The sequence below is a fragment of the Streptomyces sp. MCA2 genome (genome assembly GCF_023544705.1).
GTDB lineage: Bacteria > Actinomycetota > Actinomycetes > Streptomycetales > Streptomycetaceae > Streptomyces > Streptomyces decoyicus.
Genome location: NZ_JAMJFM010000026.1, coordinates 93,727 through 108,602, shown reverse-complemented (window position 1 = coordinate 108,602; position 14,876 = coordinate 93,727). Strand labels below are relative to the sequence as shown.

General features: G+C 71.4%; 14 protein-coding genes. 11 read left to right on the top strand and 3 right to left on the bottom strand.

Annotated features, from left to right (window positions below; genetic code table 11):
* Positions 1-284: 284 nt before the first annotated feature.
* Positions 285-1,730, bottom strand: coding sequence for an NAD(P)H-quinone dehydrogenase (locus M8I34_RS22180; RefSeq protein WP_250051599.1), 1,446 nt, complete (start codon positions 1,728-1,730; stop codon positions 285-287).
* Between the two features lie 139 nt (positions 1,731-1,869).
* On the opposite strand from M8I34_RS22180, the gene M8I34_RS22175 reads away from it, so the two are divergent.
* From M8I34_RS22175 to M8I34_RS22165, 3 genes are all read left to right on the top strand, one after another.
* Positions 1,870-2,307 carry a gamma-glutamylcyclotransferase gene (locus M8I34_RS22175; RefSeq protein WP_030087091.1) on the top strand — a complete coding sequence of 146 codons (438 nt, stop codon included), beginning with the start codon at positions 1,870-1,872 and terminating at the stop codon, positions 2,305-2,307.
* Between the two features lie 182 nt (positions 2,308-2,489).
* The gene (locus tag M8I34_RS22170) at positions 2,490-3,311 is read left to right on the top strand and encodes a purine-nucleoside phosphorylase (protein ID WP_250051597.1); all 822 of its coding nucleotides are present in this window, start codon (positions 2,490-2,492) and stop codon (positions 3,309-3,311) included.
* A 487-nt stretch (positions 3,312-3,798) separates the two neighbouring features.
* Positions 3,799-5,499, top strand: coding sequence for a phospho-sugar mutase (locus tag M8I34_RS22165; protein ID WP_250051595.1), 1,701 nt, complete (start codon positions 3,799-3,801; stop codon positions 5,497-5,499).
* A gap of 492 nt (positions 5,500-5,991) precedes the next feature.
* Here M8I34_RS22165 and M8I34_RS22160 read toward each other — a convergent pair whose 3' ends face one another.
* Entirely contained in the window at positions 5,992-6,615 is a 624-nt protein-coding gene (locus M8I34_RS22160) for a PH domain-containing protein (protein ID WP_250051594.1), read from the bottom strand.
* 231 nt (positions 6,616-6,846) lie between these two features.
* On the opposite strand from M8I34_RS22160, the gene deoC reads away from it, so the two are divergent.
* The 7 genes from deoC to M8I34_RS22125 all read left to right on the top strand — a co-directional run bounded on the left by deoC (position 6,847) and on the right by M8I34_RS22125 (position 13,309).
* Complete coding sequence (gene deoC, locus M8I34_RS22155; RefSeq protein ID WP_244420243.1) at positions 6,847-7,842, top strand: deoxyribose-phosphate aldolase; 996 nt, start codon at positions 6,847-6,849, stop codon at positions 7,840-7,842.
* Positions 7,843-7,849: 7 nt separating this feature from the next.
* Positions 7,850-9,301: an aldehyde dehydrogenase family protein gene (locus M8I34_RS22150; protein ID WP_250051593.1), complete on the top strand. Its 1,452-nt coding sequence runs from the start codon at positions 7,850-7,852 to the stop codon at positions 9,299-9,301.
* A complete protein-coding gene (locus tag M8I34_RS22145; RefSeq protein WP_250051591.1) occupies positions 9,301-10,167 on the top strand; it encodes an aldehyde dehydrogenase family protein in 867 nt (288 codons plus the stop codon). The genes M8I34_RS22150 and M8I34_RS22145 overlap by 1 nt, the downstream gene beginning before the upstream one ends.
* Before the next feature lie 139 nt (positions 10,168-10,306).
* On the top strand, positions 10,307-10,642 hold the full coding sequence (locus M8I34_RS22140) for a hypothetical protein (protein WP_250051589.1): 336 nt from the start codon (positions 10,307-10,309) through the stop codon (positions 10,640-10,642).
* Positions 10,639-11,784, top strand: coding sequence for a WXG100 family type VII secretion target (locus M8I34_RS22135; protein WP_250051587.1), 1,146 nt, complete (start codon positions 10,639-10,641; stop codon positions 11,782-11,784). Before M8I34_RS22140 ends, M8I34_RS22135 begins: the two co-directional genes overlap by 4 nt.
* A gap of 31 nt (positions 11,785-11,815) precedes the next feature.
* Positions 11,816-12,586 carry a hypothetical protein gene (locus M8I34_RS22130; protein ID WP_250051584.1) on the top strand — a complete coding sequence of 257 codons (771 nt, stop codon included), beginning with the start codon at positions 11,816-11,818 and terminating at the stop codon, positions 12,584-12,586.
* Positions 12,587-12,613: 27 nt separating this feature from the next.
* On the top strand, positions 12,614-13,309 hold the full coding sequence (locus tag M8I34_RS22125) for a hypothetical protein (protein WP_250051582.1): 696 nt from the start codon (positions 12,614-12,616) through the stop codon (positions 13,307-13,309).
* A gap of 114 nt (positions 13,310-13,423) precedes the next feature.
* On the opposite strand, the gene M8I34_RS22120 is transcribed toward M8I34_RS22125, so the two are convergent.
* Entirely contained in the window at positions 13,424-13,828 is a 405-nt protein-coding gene (locus tag M8I34_RS22120) for a hypothetical protein (protein WP_250051580.1), read from the bottom strand.
* Between the two features lie 157 nt (positions 13,829-13,985).
* Between M8I34_RS22120 and M8I34_RS22115 the strand changes: the two genes are divergently transcribed.
* Complete coding sequence (locus M8I34_RS22115; RefSeq protein ID WP_250051578.1) at positions 13,986-14,741, top strand: ATP-binding protein; 756 nt, start codon at positions 13,986-13,988, stop codon at positions 14,739-14,741.
* Positions 14,742-14,876 lie beyond the last annotated feature (135 nt).

The following is a 14,876-nucleotide window of genomic DNA, read 5'->3' as shown; positions in this document are numbered from 1 at the left end:
AACGACCGTCTGTTTTCAGCAGGTTGCACCAATTAACGGAAGTTGTACGCACCGCGGAGCGTGACGTGGTATGCGGTATGCATATGTCGTGCGGATGTCGAACTGCCGGGCGGCGCGACCCGCTTGCCCCCTGGTCAGCCGCCCTGCACGGCCCGTACGGCGGCGGCCCGGCCGGGCGGACCGGCCCCCCGCGGATGCAGGGACGTTTCATCCCAAGTGCTCACCGCTGGCACAAAGATTTCAATCGGCCGGCCGCTGCCGTGCGTTTATCGCCTCATTGCCGGCTACTCGCCGGCCGTCTTGCGGATGTGCAGCTGACGGGCGACCTCGGCGATCGATCCGGACAGCGACGGGTAGACCGTGAAGGTATTGGCCATCTGCTCGACGGTCAGATTGTTGTCGACCGCGATCGAGATGGGATGGATCAGCTCACTGGCGCGCGGGGAGACGACCACACCGCCGACGACGATGCCCGTACCGGGGCGGCAGAGCAGCTTCACGAAGCCGTCGCGGATGCCCTGCATCTTGGCGCGCGGGTTGCGCAGCAGCGGGAGCTTCACGACCAGCGCGTCGATCTTGCCGCTGTCGACGTCGGCCTGGGAGTAGCCGACGGTGGCGATCTCCGGGTCGGTGAAGACGTTCGCGGAGACCGTCTTGAGGTTCAGCGGCGTGACCGCGTCGCCGAGGAAGTGGTACATCGCGATCCGGCCCTGCATCGCGGCGACGGACGCCAGCGCGAAGACGCCGGTGCAGTCGCCGGCCGCGTACACGCCCTGGGCGGAGGTGCGGGAGACCTTGTCGGTCCAGATGTGGCCGGAGTCCTTGAGCTTGACGCCGGCCGCTTCCAGGCCGATCCCCTCGGTGTTGGGGATGGAGCCGACGGCCATCAGACAGTGCGTGCCGGAGATCGTGCGGCCGTCGGCCAGGGTGACCTCGACGCGGTCGCCGACCCGTTTGGCGGACTGGGCCCGGGAGCGCGCCATCACGTTCATGCCGCGGCGGCGGAAGACGTCCTCCAGGACGGCGGCGGCGTCCGGGTCCTCGCCCGGCAGCACCCGGTCACGGGAGGAGACGAGGGTGACGCGGGAGCCGAGCGCCTGGTAGGCACCGGCGAACTCGGCACCGGTGACACCGGAACCGACCACGATCAGCTCTTCGGGCAGCTCGTCGAGGTCGTAGACCTGCGTCCAGTTCAGGATCCGCTCGCCGTCGGGGAGCGCGTCCGGGATCTCACGGGGGTGCGCGCCGGTGGCGATCAGCACCGCGTCCGCGATCAGGCCCTCGGTGGTGCCGTCGGCGGCTGTGACCGTCACCTTGCGGGAGCCGTCCGGCGCCTGGCCCGGCTCCAGCCGGCCGCGGCCGCGCATGACCCGGCCGCCGGCCCGGGTCACGGACGCGGTGATGTCATGCGACTGGGCGAGCGCGAGACGCTTGACCCGTCGGTTGACCTTGCCCAGGTCGACGCCGACGACCCGGGCGGGCCGGTCGATGTGCGGCGTGTCGTCCTCGACGATGATGCCGAGCTCTTCGTACGACGAATCGAAGGTGGTCATCACCTCGGCCGTGGCGATAAGAGTCTTCGACGGCACGCAGTCGGTGAGCACCGACGCCCCGCCCAGACCGTCGCAGTCGACGACGGTCACCTCCGCGCCGAGAGAGGCGGCCACCAGGGCCGCTTCGTATCCGCCGGGTCCGCCACCGATGATCACGATCCGAGTCACGTACTCCATTCTCCCGCACGCCCGTACGTCCCTCTCGCCCGGGGGCGGTCTGCGCCCCTTGCGGGCAACCGGGCGCGCCCTGCCAGGCCTCTTGTCCGGACCTCGGGTCCCACGAGCCCGACGGGCAACCTCCCGTACCCTCGGAACCATGTCGCTCTACGCCGCGTACGCCGGCAACCTCGACGCGCGGCTGATGTCCCGCCGCGCACCGCACTCACCGCTGCGCGGCACCGGCTGGCTGGACGGCTGGCGGCTCACCTTCGGCGGCGAGCAGATGGGCTGGGAAGGCGCCCTGGCGACGGTCGTGGAGGACCCGGCCTCCCAGCTCTTCGTCGCGCTCTACGACATCGCGCCCATGGACGAGGAGTCCATGGACCGCTGGGAGGGCGTCGGCCTGGAGATATACCGCCGGATGCGGGTGCGGGTGCACACCCTCGACGGCGACGAGACGGCGTGGATCTATGTCCTCAACGGTTACGAGGGCGGCCTGCCGTCGGCCCGCTACCTGGGCGAGATCGCGGACGCCGCGGAATCGGCGGGCGCACCGCACGACTATGTGATGGAACTGCGCAAGCGGCCCTGCTGACGGGCGGCGGGCGGACGGCCGCGGCGGGCACACCGCCGTAGGGGTGCGCCGTAGGGGTACGCCGTACGGGTGCCGCGACGCGCCCGGGGCGACACTTTCGGCAGAAGCCACAAGACAACGATCCCAGGACCGTGAGCAGTGACATCTACGCGCGTAGGGGAATACCGGCTACCCTCGTCCGCGTGAACGCATCTGTTACCCCGGACATCGCGCGCGACCCGCAGGGTGCCGCCGCCGACGCCGCCGCCCGTCTGCGCGAGCTGACCGGCGCCGAGACCCATGACGTCGCCCTGGTGATGGGCTCCGGCTGGGCGCCGGCCGCCGAGGCCCTGGGCGCGCCCGAGCACGAATTCCCCGTCACCGAGCTGCCCGGCTTCCCGGCGCCGGCCGTCGCCGGACACGGCGGCACGATCCGCTCGTACCGGGTCGGCGAGAAGCGGGCCCTGGTCTTCCTGGGCCGTACGCACTACTACGAGGGCCGTGGTGTCGCCGCGGTCGCGCACGGCGTCCGTACCGCCGCGGCGGCCGGCTGCAAGACCATCGTGCTCACCAACGGGTGCGGCGGTCTGCGCGAGGGCATGCGCCCCGGCCAGCCGGTCCTCATCAGCGACCACCTCAACCTGACCGCCACCTCCCCGATCGTCGGCGCGAACTTCGTCGACCTGACGGACCTGTACTCGCCGCGGCTGCGCGCGCTGTGCAAGGAGGTCGACCCCAGCCTGGAGGAGGGCGTCTACGCCCAGTTCCCCGGCCCGCACTACGAGACCCCGGCCGAGATCAAGATGATCCGGACGCTGGGCGCCGACCTGGTCGGTATGTCCACGGTCCTGGAGGCCATCGCGGCGCGCGAGGCCGGCGCCGAGGTGCTCGGTCTGTCCCTGGTGACGAACCTCGCCGCCGGCATGACGGGCGAGCCGCTCAACCACGAAGAGGTGCTCCAGGCCGGCCGCGACTCCGCGACCCGGATGGGCAGCCTGCTCGCCCAGGTGCTCGGCAAGCTCTGAGGCCGTCACGGCGTCAGGCGCCATGACGTCATGGAGTCACGCGCCGCGACGTCATGGAGTCAGGCGTCGTCACGACCTCACCGCGTCATGAGGTCATGGAGTCATGACGTCATGGAGTCAGGCGTCACGGCGTTGCGGCGTCACGGCGTCACGGCGTCACGGCGTTGCGGCGTCACGGCGTCACGGCGTTGCGGCGTTGCGGCGTCACGGCGTCGAGCACCGCACGACGACGGAGGACGGCCGCGGCGGGTGTGCGACACCCGCCGGGCCGCCCCGCCGCCGTCACCACCGCAGCGGCCCCGCCGCCCGGCCGCCGGCCGCTCCCGCCGCGCTACACCGCCGTCCCCCGCGCTGCCATCCAGTGGCATTGGCCGGTTCTGCGGCTCCCCTCCCCCGCGTAATGGGTAGGCGTGACGAGCCGAGAGGGGCCCTCCCCCGCAGCTGTCCCCAGCGCGCCCCCACCCGCATCCACCGTCAGGAGCATCACGTGGCTACCGATCCCGCGGAGCTGATCAACCGGGCCAAGGCATGGCTGGCCGAGGACCCCGACCCGGAGACCCGGGACGAGCTGTCCAAGCTCATCGAAGCCGCCGACGACGGCGAGATCGCCGCGGAGCTGGCCGCCCGGTTCGCCGGCACCCTCCAGTTCGGCACCGCCGGGCTGCGCGGTGAGCTGGGCGCGGGCCCGATGCGGATGAACCGCTCCGTGGTCATCCGGGCGGCGGCCGGTCTCGCCGCGTACCTCAAGGCGCAGGGCGACGGTGCCGGCCTGGTCGTCGTCGGCTACGACGCCCGCCACAAGAGCGCCGACTTCGCCCGCGACACGGCGGCCGTGATGGTCGGCGCGGGCCTGCGCGCCGCGGTCCTGCCGCGCCCGCTGCCCACCCCGGTCCTGGCCTTCGCGATAAGGCATCTGGGCGCGGTGGCCGGTGTCGAGGTCACCGCCAGCCACAACCCGCCGCGCGACAACGGCTACAAGGTCTATCTGGGCGACGGCTCGCAGATCGTGCCGCCCGCCGACGGCGAGATCGCCGCCGAGATCGCCGCGGTCGGCCCGCTGGCCGGCGTACCGCGCCCCGAGGCCGGCTGGGAAACCCTCGACGAGACGGTCCTGGACGCCTATCTGGCGCGTACGGACGCGGTGCTGACCCCCGGCTCCCGCCGGGACACGAAGGTCGTCTACACGCCGATGCACGGCGTCGGCCGGGACACCCTCGTCGCCGCCTTCGCACGGGCCGGGTTCCCGGCCCCGACGGTCGTCGCGGAACAGGCCGAGCCGGACCCGGACTTCCCGACGGTCGCCTTCCCCAACCCGGAGGAGCCGGGCGCGATGGATCTCGCGTTCGCCGCCGCCCGCGAACGGGGCGCTTCCGGCGTCGACGTCGACATCGTCATCGCCAACGACCCCGACGCGGACCGCTGCGCCGTCGCCGTCCCCGACCCCGGCACGCCGGACGGCTGGCGGATGCTGCGCGGCGACGAGGTCGGCGCACTGCTCGCGGCCCATCTGGTCAGCAAGCGCGCCACCGGCACGTTCGCGACGACCATCGTCTCCTCCCAGCTGATGTCCCGTATTGCGGCCGCCTCCTCGCTCCCGTACGAGGAGACGCTGACCGGCTTCAAGTGGCTGGCGCGGGTGGACGGCCTGCGGTACGCCTTCGAGGAGGCGCTCGGCTACTGCGTCGACCCGGAGGGCGTCCGCGACAAGGACGGCATCACCGCGGCGCTGCTGATCACCGAGCTGGCCGCGGAGCTCAAGCGGGACGGGCGCACCCTCACCGACCTGCTCGACGACCTCGCGGTGGAGTTCGGGCTGCACGCCACCGATCAGCTCTCGGTCCGCGTGGAGGATCTGTCGCTGATCGCCGACGCCATGCGCACCCTGCGCGCGCAGCCGCCGGCCGCGCTGGCGGGTCTGACCGTGGCCCGGGCCGACGACCTGGACCGGGGTACGGAGACGCTGCCGCCGACCGACGGGCTGCGCTACTACCTGTCCGGTTCGCCGGAGGCCGGCATCGAGGCCGCCCGTGTGGTGGTCCGGCCCAGCGGCACCGAGCCCAAGCTCAAGTGCTACCTGGAGGTCGTGGTCCCGGTGGCCGCACCCGAGGCGCTCCCGGAGGCCCGGACGAAGGCCGCCGCGACACTGGCGTCGATCAAGCGGGATCTGTCGGCGGCGGCGGGGATCTGAACGGCTGACGGCTGACGGGCGGCCGGACGGCTGACGGTTGACGGGCGGCTGAACGGCTGCACGGCTGCACGGCGGTCGGACGCATCGCACGCGTCGGCCGGACGCCTGAACGGCTGACGGGCGGCTGAACGGCGGCCGGATGTATTGCACGCGTCGGGCTGGCACGTACTGCACGCGTCGGGCTGGCACGTACTGCACGTGCCGGCCCGACGTGCTGCCCCGCCGGCCCCGACGTACCGCTCACGCCGACCCGGCGCCCTACACCCGCCCCCCGAAACCGACGCACTACACCCGCCCACCCCCCGAAGGGGGGTGGGCGGCGGGGAAACAACAACACCGGGGTGGGCGGCGGGGAAACAACAACACCGGGGTGGGCGGCGGGGAAACAACAACACCCAGGGGCGGCGGGGAAACAACCCAGGGGCGCCCCACTTCCCGTACTGCCGGCGCCCCGGCGCACTGTCTACAGCGCCACCATCACGGCCGCACCTTCTACAGCGCCACCATCACGGCCAGCCCGACCGCACCCACCACGATCGGCGCGACGATCGCGTACGCCCAGCGCACCACCGGCTCGCCCTGGGCGCTCTCGCGGTCCGCGGCGCGCTCCTTGAGTTCGCGGAGCTCTTCGAGGGCCTGGTCGGCCACGGCGCGCGGTGCCGGGCCGGGCTCCACCTGCGGTCCGAAGCGGGGCCCGGAGATGGCGCCGCGGCGCGCCTGCCGGCTGGCCTTCTTGCGCTGCCGCAGCGACACCGGGATGGCCCACAGCTGGTAGGTGCCGGCGGCGGTGACCGCCTCGGTGGAGAACGCCGCCCGCAGCGTCTCCACGGCGCCCCACGGCAGCGTGATCGTACGGAACGGATTGCGTACCGTCAGCCGGTCCTCGCCCGCCCTGACCAGCGGCCGCAGGGTGTAGGCGATCACCAGGGGGACCCCGAGGAGCAGCGCGAACACCGCCATCAGCTTGGTCTGCGTGACGCCCTGGAGCAACGCGTCGCCGCCGAGCCAGCCTCCGAGCAGGAGGAGCAGGACGCCGCCCGCGAGGGCCGCGGGCGAGCGGTAGCTGCGCTCCGCGTACTGCTGCTGGGGCGGGGTGGAACGGTCCTGGCTCGTCATGTCGCCGATTCTGCCTGACCGTCCGCATGCCGGACATTGCGTTACGGCATCATTCGGGAGCCGTGCCCCGTGCCCTTCCGGCCCCGGGTACGGTCGCGTTCGGCGCCGCCACCGGGCAGTTGGCCCTTCTGTGTCCTCCGGCGCGCTCCCGCACGCTCCATTCCGGCCGGATTCGGACCGCTGAAGGGGATGACATGGCGCTACGCGCGTAGATATGCTCCCCTCGTGACCATGCCCATCACTGTTCCCGCATACGGCAAGGAAGCCGCGGGGCGTCTGGCGTCAATGGCGGACGTGACCGCCGACGACGGTGCGCTGCGCCGCTTCCTCCACGGCCTCCCCGGCGTCGACGCGGTCGGCCTCGAGGCCCGCGCCGCCACCCTCGGCACCCGCTCGATCAAGACGACGGCGAAGGCGTACGCCATCGATCTCGCCATCTCGATGATCGACCTGACGACCCTCGAAGGCGCGGACACCCCGGGCAAGGTCCGGGCGCTGTGCGCCAAGGGCGTCCACCCGGACCCCACGGACCGCACCGCCCCCAAGGTCGCGGCGATCTGCGTCTACCCGGACATGGTCGCGACGGCCAAGGAGGCGCTCGGCGACTCCGGTATCCACGTCGCGTCCGTGGCCACGGCCTTCCCGGCCGGCCGGGTCGCGCTGCCGGTCAAGCTCGCCGACACGCGTGACGCGGTCGCGGCCGGCGCCGACGAGATCGACATGGTGATCGACCGGGGCGCCTTCCTCTCCGGCCGCTACATGGACGTCTTCGAGGAGATCAAGGCCGTCAAGGAGGCCTGCGCGCGGCCCGATGGCAGCGCCGCCCACCTCAAGGTCATCTTCGAGACCGGCGAGCTCCAGACGTACGACAACGTCCGCCGGGTCTCCTGGCTCGCGATGCTCGCGGGCGCCGACTTCATCAAGACCTCGACCGGCAAGGTCGCCGTCAACGCCACGCCGCCGGTCACCCTCCTCATGCTGGAGGCGGTCCGTGACTTCCACGCCACGACCGGCGTCCAGGTCGGTGTGAAGCCGGCCGGCGGTATCCGTACCACCAAGGACGCGATCAAGTACCTGGTGATGGTCAACGAGACCCTCGGCGAGCCCTGGCTGACCGCCGACTGGTTCCGCTTCGGCGCCTCCAGCCTCCTGAACGACCTGCTGATGCAGCGCCAGAAGCTCAGCACCGGCCGCTACTCCGGCCCCGACTACGTCACGGTGGACTGAGGCTCCCATGACCTTCGATTACGCACCCGCACCCGAATCCCGCGCGGTCGTCGACATCGCGCCGTCCTACGGCCTGTTCATCGACGGCGAGTTCGCCCCGGCCTCCGACGGCAAGGTCTTCAAGACCGTCTCCCCGTCCTCCGAGGAGGCCCTCTCGGAGGTCGCCCAGGCGAGCGCCGAGGACGTCGACCGCGCCGTGAAGGCCGCCCGTAAGGCCTTCGAGAAGTGGTCCGCGCTGCCCGGCGCCGAGCGGGCGAAGTACCTCTTCCGGATCGCCCGGATCATCCAGGAGCGCTCGCGCGAGCTGGCCGTGCTGGAGTCGCTCGACAACGGCAAGCCGCTCCGCGAGTCCCGCGACGCCGACCTGCCGCTGGTCGCCGCGCACTTCTTCTACTACGCGGGCTGGGCCGACAAGCTCGACCACGCGGGGTACGGCGCGAACCCCCGCCCCCTGGGCGTCGCCGGCCAGGTCATCCCCTGGAACTTCCCGCTGCTCATGCTCGCGTGGAAGATCGCCCCGGCGCTGGCGACCGGCAACACGGTCGTCCTCAAGCCCGCCGAGACGACCCCGCTGTCCGCCCTGTTCTTCGCGGACATCTGCCGCCAGGCGGGCCTGCCCAAGGGCGTCGTCAACATCCTCACCGGCGACGGCTCCACGGGCGCCTCGCTGGTCGGGCACCCCGACATCAACAAGGTGGCCTTCACGGGTTCCACCGAGGTCGGCAAGGCCATCGCCCGTACGGTCGCCGGCACCGACAAGAAGGTGACCCTCGAACTGGGCGGCAAGGCGGCCAACATCGTCTTCGACGACGCGCCGCTCGACCAGGCCGTCGAGGGCATCGTCAACGGGATCTTCTTCAACCAGGGCCATGTCTGCTGCGCGGGCTCGCGCCTGCTGGTCCAGGAGTCGGTCCAGGACGAGCTGCTGGACGCCCTCAAGCGCCGGATGCAGACCCTGCGCGTGGGCGACCCGCTCGACAAGAACACCGACATCGGCGCCATCAACTCCGCCGAGCAGCTGGCCCGGATCACCGCGCTGGCCGACGCGGGCGAGGCCGAGGGCGCCGAGCGCTGGGCGCCGTCCTGCGAGCTCCCCACCTCCGGCTACTGGTTCGCCCCGACGCTGTTCACCGGCGTCACCCAGGCGCACCGCATCGCCCGTGAGGAGATCTTCGGCCCGGTGCTGTCCGTGCTGACCTTCCGCACCCCCGCGGAGGCCGTGGAGAAGGCCAACAACACCCCCTACGGGCTCTCCGCCGGCATCTGGACGGAGAAGGGCTCGCGGATGCTGTGGATGGCGAACAAGCTGCGCGCGGGCATCATCTGGTCCAACACGTTCAACAAGTTCGACCCGGCCTCGCCCTTCGGCGGCTACAAGGAGTCGGGCTACGGCCGCGAGGGCGGCCGGCACGGTCTGGAGGCGTACCTCGCCCCGTCGAGCCCGAAGGGCGAGCACTGATGAACACTGTTGACCGCTTGAGTGTGCTCAAGACCTACAAGCTGTACGTCGGGGGCAAGTTCCCCCGGTCCGAGAGCGGGCGGGTGTACGAGGTGACCGACTCCAAGGGCACATGGCTCGCCAACGCGCCGCTGGCCTCCCGCAAGGACGCCCGCGACGCGGTGGTCGCCGCCCGTAAGGCGTTCGGCGGCTGGTCGGGCGCCACGGCCTACAACCGCGGGCAGATCCTCTACCGCGTCGCCGAGATGCTGGAGGGCCGCCGCGACCAGTTCACCGCGGAGGTAGCCACCGCCGAGGGGCTGTCGAAGGCGAAGGCCGCGGCGCAGGTGGACGCGGCGATCGACCGCTGGGTCTGGTACGCGGGCTGGTCCGACAAGGTCGCCCAGATCGCCGGCGGCGCCAACCCGGTGGCCGGTCCGTACTTCAACCTCTCCTCCCCCGAGCCGACCGGCGTGGTCGCGGTCCTGGCTCCCCAGGACTCGTCGTTCCTCGGCCTGGTCTCGGTGATCGCCCCGGCGATCGTCACCGGCAACACGGTGGTCGTGGCGGCCGCCGAGGGCGCCCCGCTGCCCGCCCTCTCGCTGGCCGAGGTGCTCGCCACGTCCGACCTCCCGGGCGGCGTGGTCAACATCCTCTCGGGCCGTACCGCGGAGCTGGGCGCCCCACTCGCCGCCCACCAGGACGTCAACGCCCTCGATCTCGCGGGCGCCGGCGAGGAGTTGGCGACGGAGCTGGAGAAGGCCGCGGCCGACAACCTCAAGCGGGTGCTCCGCCCGGCGGCGGTCAACTGGACCGCCGACCCCGGCACCGGCCGTCTGCTGGGCTTCCTGGAGACGAAGACGGTGTGGCATCCGATGGGTGTTTAGGGCTGCTCTGGCGGCCTTATGACGTGCCGTCACCAATGCCCTTGCGGGGCCTCGCCTGAAGGCGGGGCCCCGCACTGCTGCCCGAGCCTTTCACTACCATTGGCTTGACCGCACGACGACAACATTTCGGGGGAGATCCGTGTCGGAGCAATTCAGCGCTGCCCAGGAAGCGCTGCACAAATTCGCCAAGAGCGCCGACCAGCGGGCCGAGAAGATGCGGGCGATCCGCAGCAAGCTCGCCTCGCATGAGCTCAACAAGGAGGCCTTCGGGAAGCTCCCGGAGTCCGATGAGCTCTACCAGGCCTACGACGAGCAGAGCGAGCACTGCCTGGACACGCTCGACTCTGCGGCCACGCTGGAAGAGAAGATCAGCGAGGGCGTCACCGAGACGGCACGTGCCTATCAGTCCGACGAGGACGAGACTGCCGCGTCGATGCGGCAGATCCACCAGGGCGGGCCGGGGAGCACCCGATGAGCGGGCCGGTGTCGGGGGCGCTGGGCGCCTATAACAAGGTCAACGACTGGATGAGCGGTTTCGACTCCGCCGTTGACAGCATCATGCGTCCGCTCGTCGAACCGCTCGCCGAGCACCTGGAGGCGGTCACCGGCGATGACGAGGGCATCCAGGAAGCCGCCAAGCTCTGGCGCGACCAGGCAGCCGAGCTACGCGACCTGATCGCCGATCAGCGGCGTGACCGTGCGGACCTCGCCCACGAGTGGACCGGCGAGGCCGCCGAGGCGTTCCAGGGGCACCTCGCCGAGCTGGAAACCGCCCTGGAGGCGGAAGCCGAGGACATGGACGCCGTGGCCGACGTCCTGGAGCAGGCCGGCGCGCAGGCGAAGATGGCCGAGCAGGTCGTCGAGACGCTCATCCGTGAGCTGATCGAATGGGCCCTCATCGAACTCGCCGTGGCCCTGGCCACCTCGATCGTCACGGCCGGCATCTCGGCCGCTGCTGCCGCGGCAGCAGCGGTGGCCGAGGCCAGTTTCGTGTCGGCGCGTATCGCCAGGGTGCTGGCCGAACTGGCAAAGGAGCTCAAGGCCTTCGTCAACATCATCAAGCTGCTGAAAAAAGCCAAGAAGATGTCGAAGGTCAAGAAGCTCAAGCCCTGGACCTGGAAGCACCTCAAGGACCCGGTCGAAGCCGAGAAGTTCGCGAAGGCGCTGGCCGCCAAGAAGGCGTTGAAGGTCATCAAGACGCCGATGAAGGGGGCCGTGGAGCTGGGAATGGGCGGCCTCGGCTTCTCCGGGGATCCGACCCAGGCGGTCTCCCCCATCGTCCAGCACGAGGCCGACGAACTCGACGACGCGCTGAGCGGCAAGGGGTCCCACGACAGTGGCGGCAGCGGCGGTCACGGCAGCCCCCACCTGCCGCCTGCGTCCGACTTCGAAGCGCAGCCCGTCGCGCAGGACCCACTCAGCCGCTACCGCGAACCGGCGGTCAGCGGCCACCAGAACCCACCGGTGACGGGACTCCCCACCGACCCGGCACCGGTCGCGCAGGACCCACTCAGCCGCTACCGCGAACCGGCCGTTGAGGAGAATCCCGGAGTGACCACCATGCCGGCGGCGGCCCGGACGACCGCGCCCCGCGATCCCGACAACCCGTTCGGCTGAGCCGCACACCGGACGAGAGGAGCGGCACCGGATGAAGCCGTTTTACCGCGACTGTTTTCCCCCTTTCCTCCAGCCAGGGGAAAGGCTGATCATCGCCTCGGACTACTGCCACAATGCGGCGCTGCCCTTCGTCCCTGCCGGGCTGCGCACCCCGCGCACCCCGTCCCCTCTCGAACCGCGGGTACGGGGCGCGCTGGGGAACGCTCTGGGCAAGGTGACGAAGCCGCTGGGCCCGGCGATCAACAACCGGCTGGCGAACAATCCCGTGACGCGGGCCGTCAGCGGGTCCGCCGACAACAGCGCGCCGCGGCCCGTCGGCGGAGCGGGCGAAAACGTCGCCACTTATGCCGCCGGAGACTTCGGCGACAACTACGGAAGGCGGCCGGACCGCGATCTCAGCGAGGCGGTGTTCGAAGTTCAGGAGACGATCGAGGACGCCGTGTCCGACGCCGTCGAGCACATGATGTACGGCAAGCCCATGGAGGGCGGCTGGTCGAGCATGGCCGGGCGTTTCCTGGTCGATCTGACGAACGCGGGCGACGAGCCCAGATTCCAGGCGCTGACCGACCGCCGGCTGATCGTGCTCGTGAACCGCAACAAGAGCTGGCTGGACGGCACGCCGAAGTGTGATCTCGGGGTGGCGGTGCCCCGTACGAACATCGCCCGGGTCACCGCGCATTCGAAGGCCGTCACCAAGGGGCGGTTCGACGTCACCTTCGTCGACGGTTCGTGGATCGCCCTGGGCAGTCTGCACCGCGAGAATATGGAGGGCGTTGTCGCCGCCTTCCACCAAGGCGTCTGATTCACATGTTCCAGGGGAGCTGACCGCGTGCCGAAGATGGACCATGCAACGCCCTGCCGCCAGTTCCTCCACCCTGGCGAAGTACTACGGGAGGCCCGGGACTACCACGAGTACCCGGATCTCCCGCTCGTGCCCGCTCATCTTCGGGCGCCCCGCAAGCGGCCGCCGCGCGCAAAGGGTCTCCTGGGGAAGCTGAGCGACATCCTCGACAAGGCGTCGCAGCCGTCCGGCGGTGCGGCCGCCAGTCGACCGTCCGACAGCCGCCTGCTCAACAACAGGCTGATCGACAACCGGATGACGCGCGCGGCCGGAAATGTCGCGGAAAACCTGAACGAGGCCCAGGAGAACATCGAGGACGCCCTCGACGACGCCGCGAACCGCGCGCTGTTCGGCAAGACCATGGAGGGCAGCTGGACCAGCATGGCCGGCCGGTTCCATGCCCAGGTCACCAACGCGGGCGGCGAGCCCCGGCACCAGGCGCTCACCGACCGTCGGCTGTTCGTGCTGACGGATCAGGCCACCGGGTGGCGGGAGCGGGAGCCGGAGCTGGAAGTCGCCGTCCAGATCCAGCTGTCGAACATCGCGGAGCTGCGGCCCCGTCCGCGTATGACGTTCCCCCGCGGCCGCTTCGACCTGGTCTTCGTCGACGGCTCGTGGCTGGCGCTGTGCTGTTCGTTCCAGGAGGACATGGAGGCCATGGTCACGGCCTTCCACGGGCGCTGACCCCGGACGGCAAGGCGGCGGGGCGGCGGGCGCGACCGGTCCCGGCGGCTGAGGGCCGCCGGGACAGCGCCCGGCCCCCTGGTTCTCAGCCGGGCAGCGCCCGCCGCACCGGCCTCACCCCGGCAGCACCCTCGTCAGCGTCCCCACCAGCGGCAGGTCCTTGAGCGCGCCGCCGTCCGAGAGGGCCCCGGTCACCAGCGTGGTGCCCACCGGCTTGAAGTCGGCGATCTGGGTGCTGACGGCGTTGGCGAGCGGGTCGACCGGGGTGTTGGCCAAGGGGTTCACCTGGAGGTTCTTGACCGGACCGAGGCCGCCGCCGAGGGAGTTCACGAGCGCGCCGGTCAGTGCCGAGGCGGTGGCACCGGTGTCGCTGCTGCGTTCCGGGGCGGCCTTGGGGGCGGCGGCCGCCGTTGCCGCACCGCCCGCCGCGATCGCGGCGCCGGCCGCGGAGATGACCAGCCCGGCCCGCAGCAATGTGCGCGGAATACGGCTGGGCTTGGGACGTGCATGGGAGGGCATGTGCCACCTGCCTGTGGATCGAAGCGGTCGAAGTGCTGTGCGAGCGAGAGCAGTCGGGTAATCGATTGACTGCGTAGCGTAGTTGAGGCGGGGATGGCCGATCCACCTCGCGCGCCAGGGGTACCCCACACGGCCCCATACGCGACAATGGGTGCCCGTGAGCTCCCACTCGTGCACCCCGCCGTCCGCCCCCATGCGCTCGACGCCTCCGCCACGCTCGGCTTCTCCCCCACTCTCGGCCTCGTTCGAGCGGGGGGACCCCCATGAGCGGAGGGACCCCCATGAGCGGGGGGGCGCCCCCGCCCGGGTCATCCTGCTGACCGGCCCCTCGGGCTCCGGCAAGACGTCCCTGGCCGCGCGCAGCGGACTGCCCGTCCTCCGTCTCGACGACTTCTACAAGGAGGGGACGGACCCGACGCTGCCGCAACTGCCCGACGGCGGCGGCGCCGACTGGGACGCGCCGCTGTCCTGGGACGCCGGAGCCGCGGTCGCCGCCATCGATGCGCTGTGCCGTACGGGGCGTACGGACGTTCCGGTCTACGACATCGGGGCCAGCGCCCGGGTCGGCGCGTCGGGGCTCGACCTCGGCGGCGCCCCGCTGTTCATCGCGGAGGGTGTCTTCGCCGCCGATGTCATCGCGGAGTGCCGTGCGGCGGGACTGCTGGCCGACGCGCTGTGTCTGCGCGGCCGCCCCACCACCACGTTCCGCCGCCGGCTGGCACGGGATCTGCGCGAGGGCCGCAAGTCGGCCCTCTATCTCGTACGGCGGGGCCTGCGGCTGCTGCGCAACGAGCGGTCGATCGTCGCCCGGCACACCGCGCTGGGCGCACACCCCTGCGCCAAGCCGGAGGCGCTGGCGCGGATATCGGCGGCGCGGGCGACGGACGGGCAGGGCGCGGCCGTACGTTCCTGACGGGCGGTCCGGCCGCGGCCGCACGTTCCTGATGGGCGGTTCCGGCCCCGGCCACGCTCAAGACCGCGCCGGCGCATACGAAGAAGCGGGTTCGGGCAGACCCCCCGGCCGCCCGAACCCGCTTCCTCTTCCCCT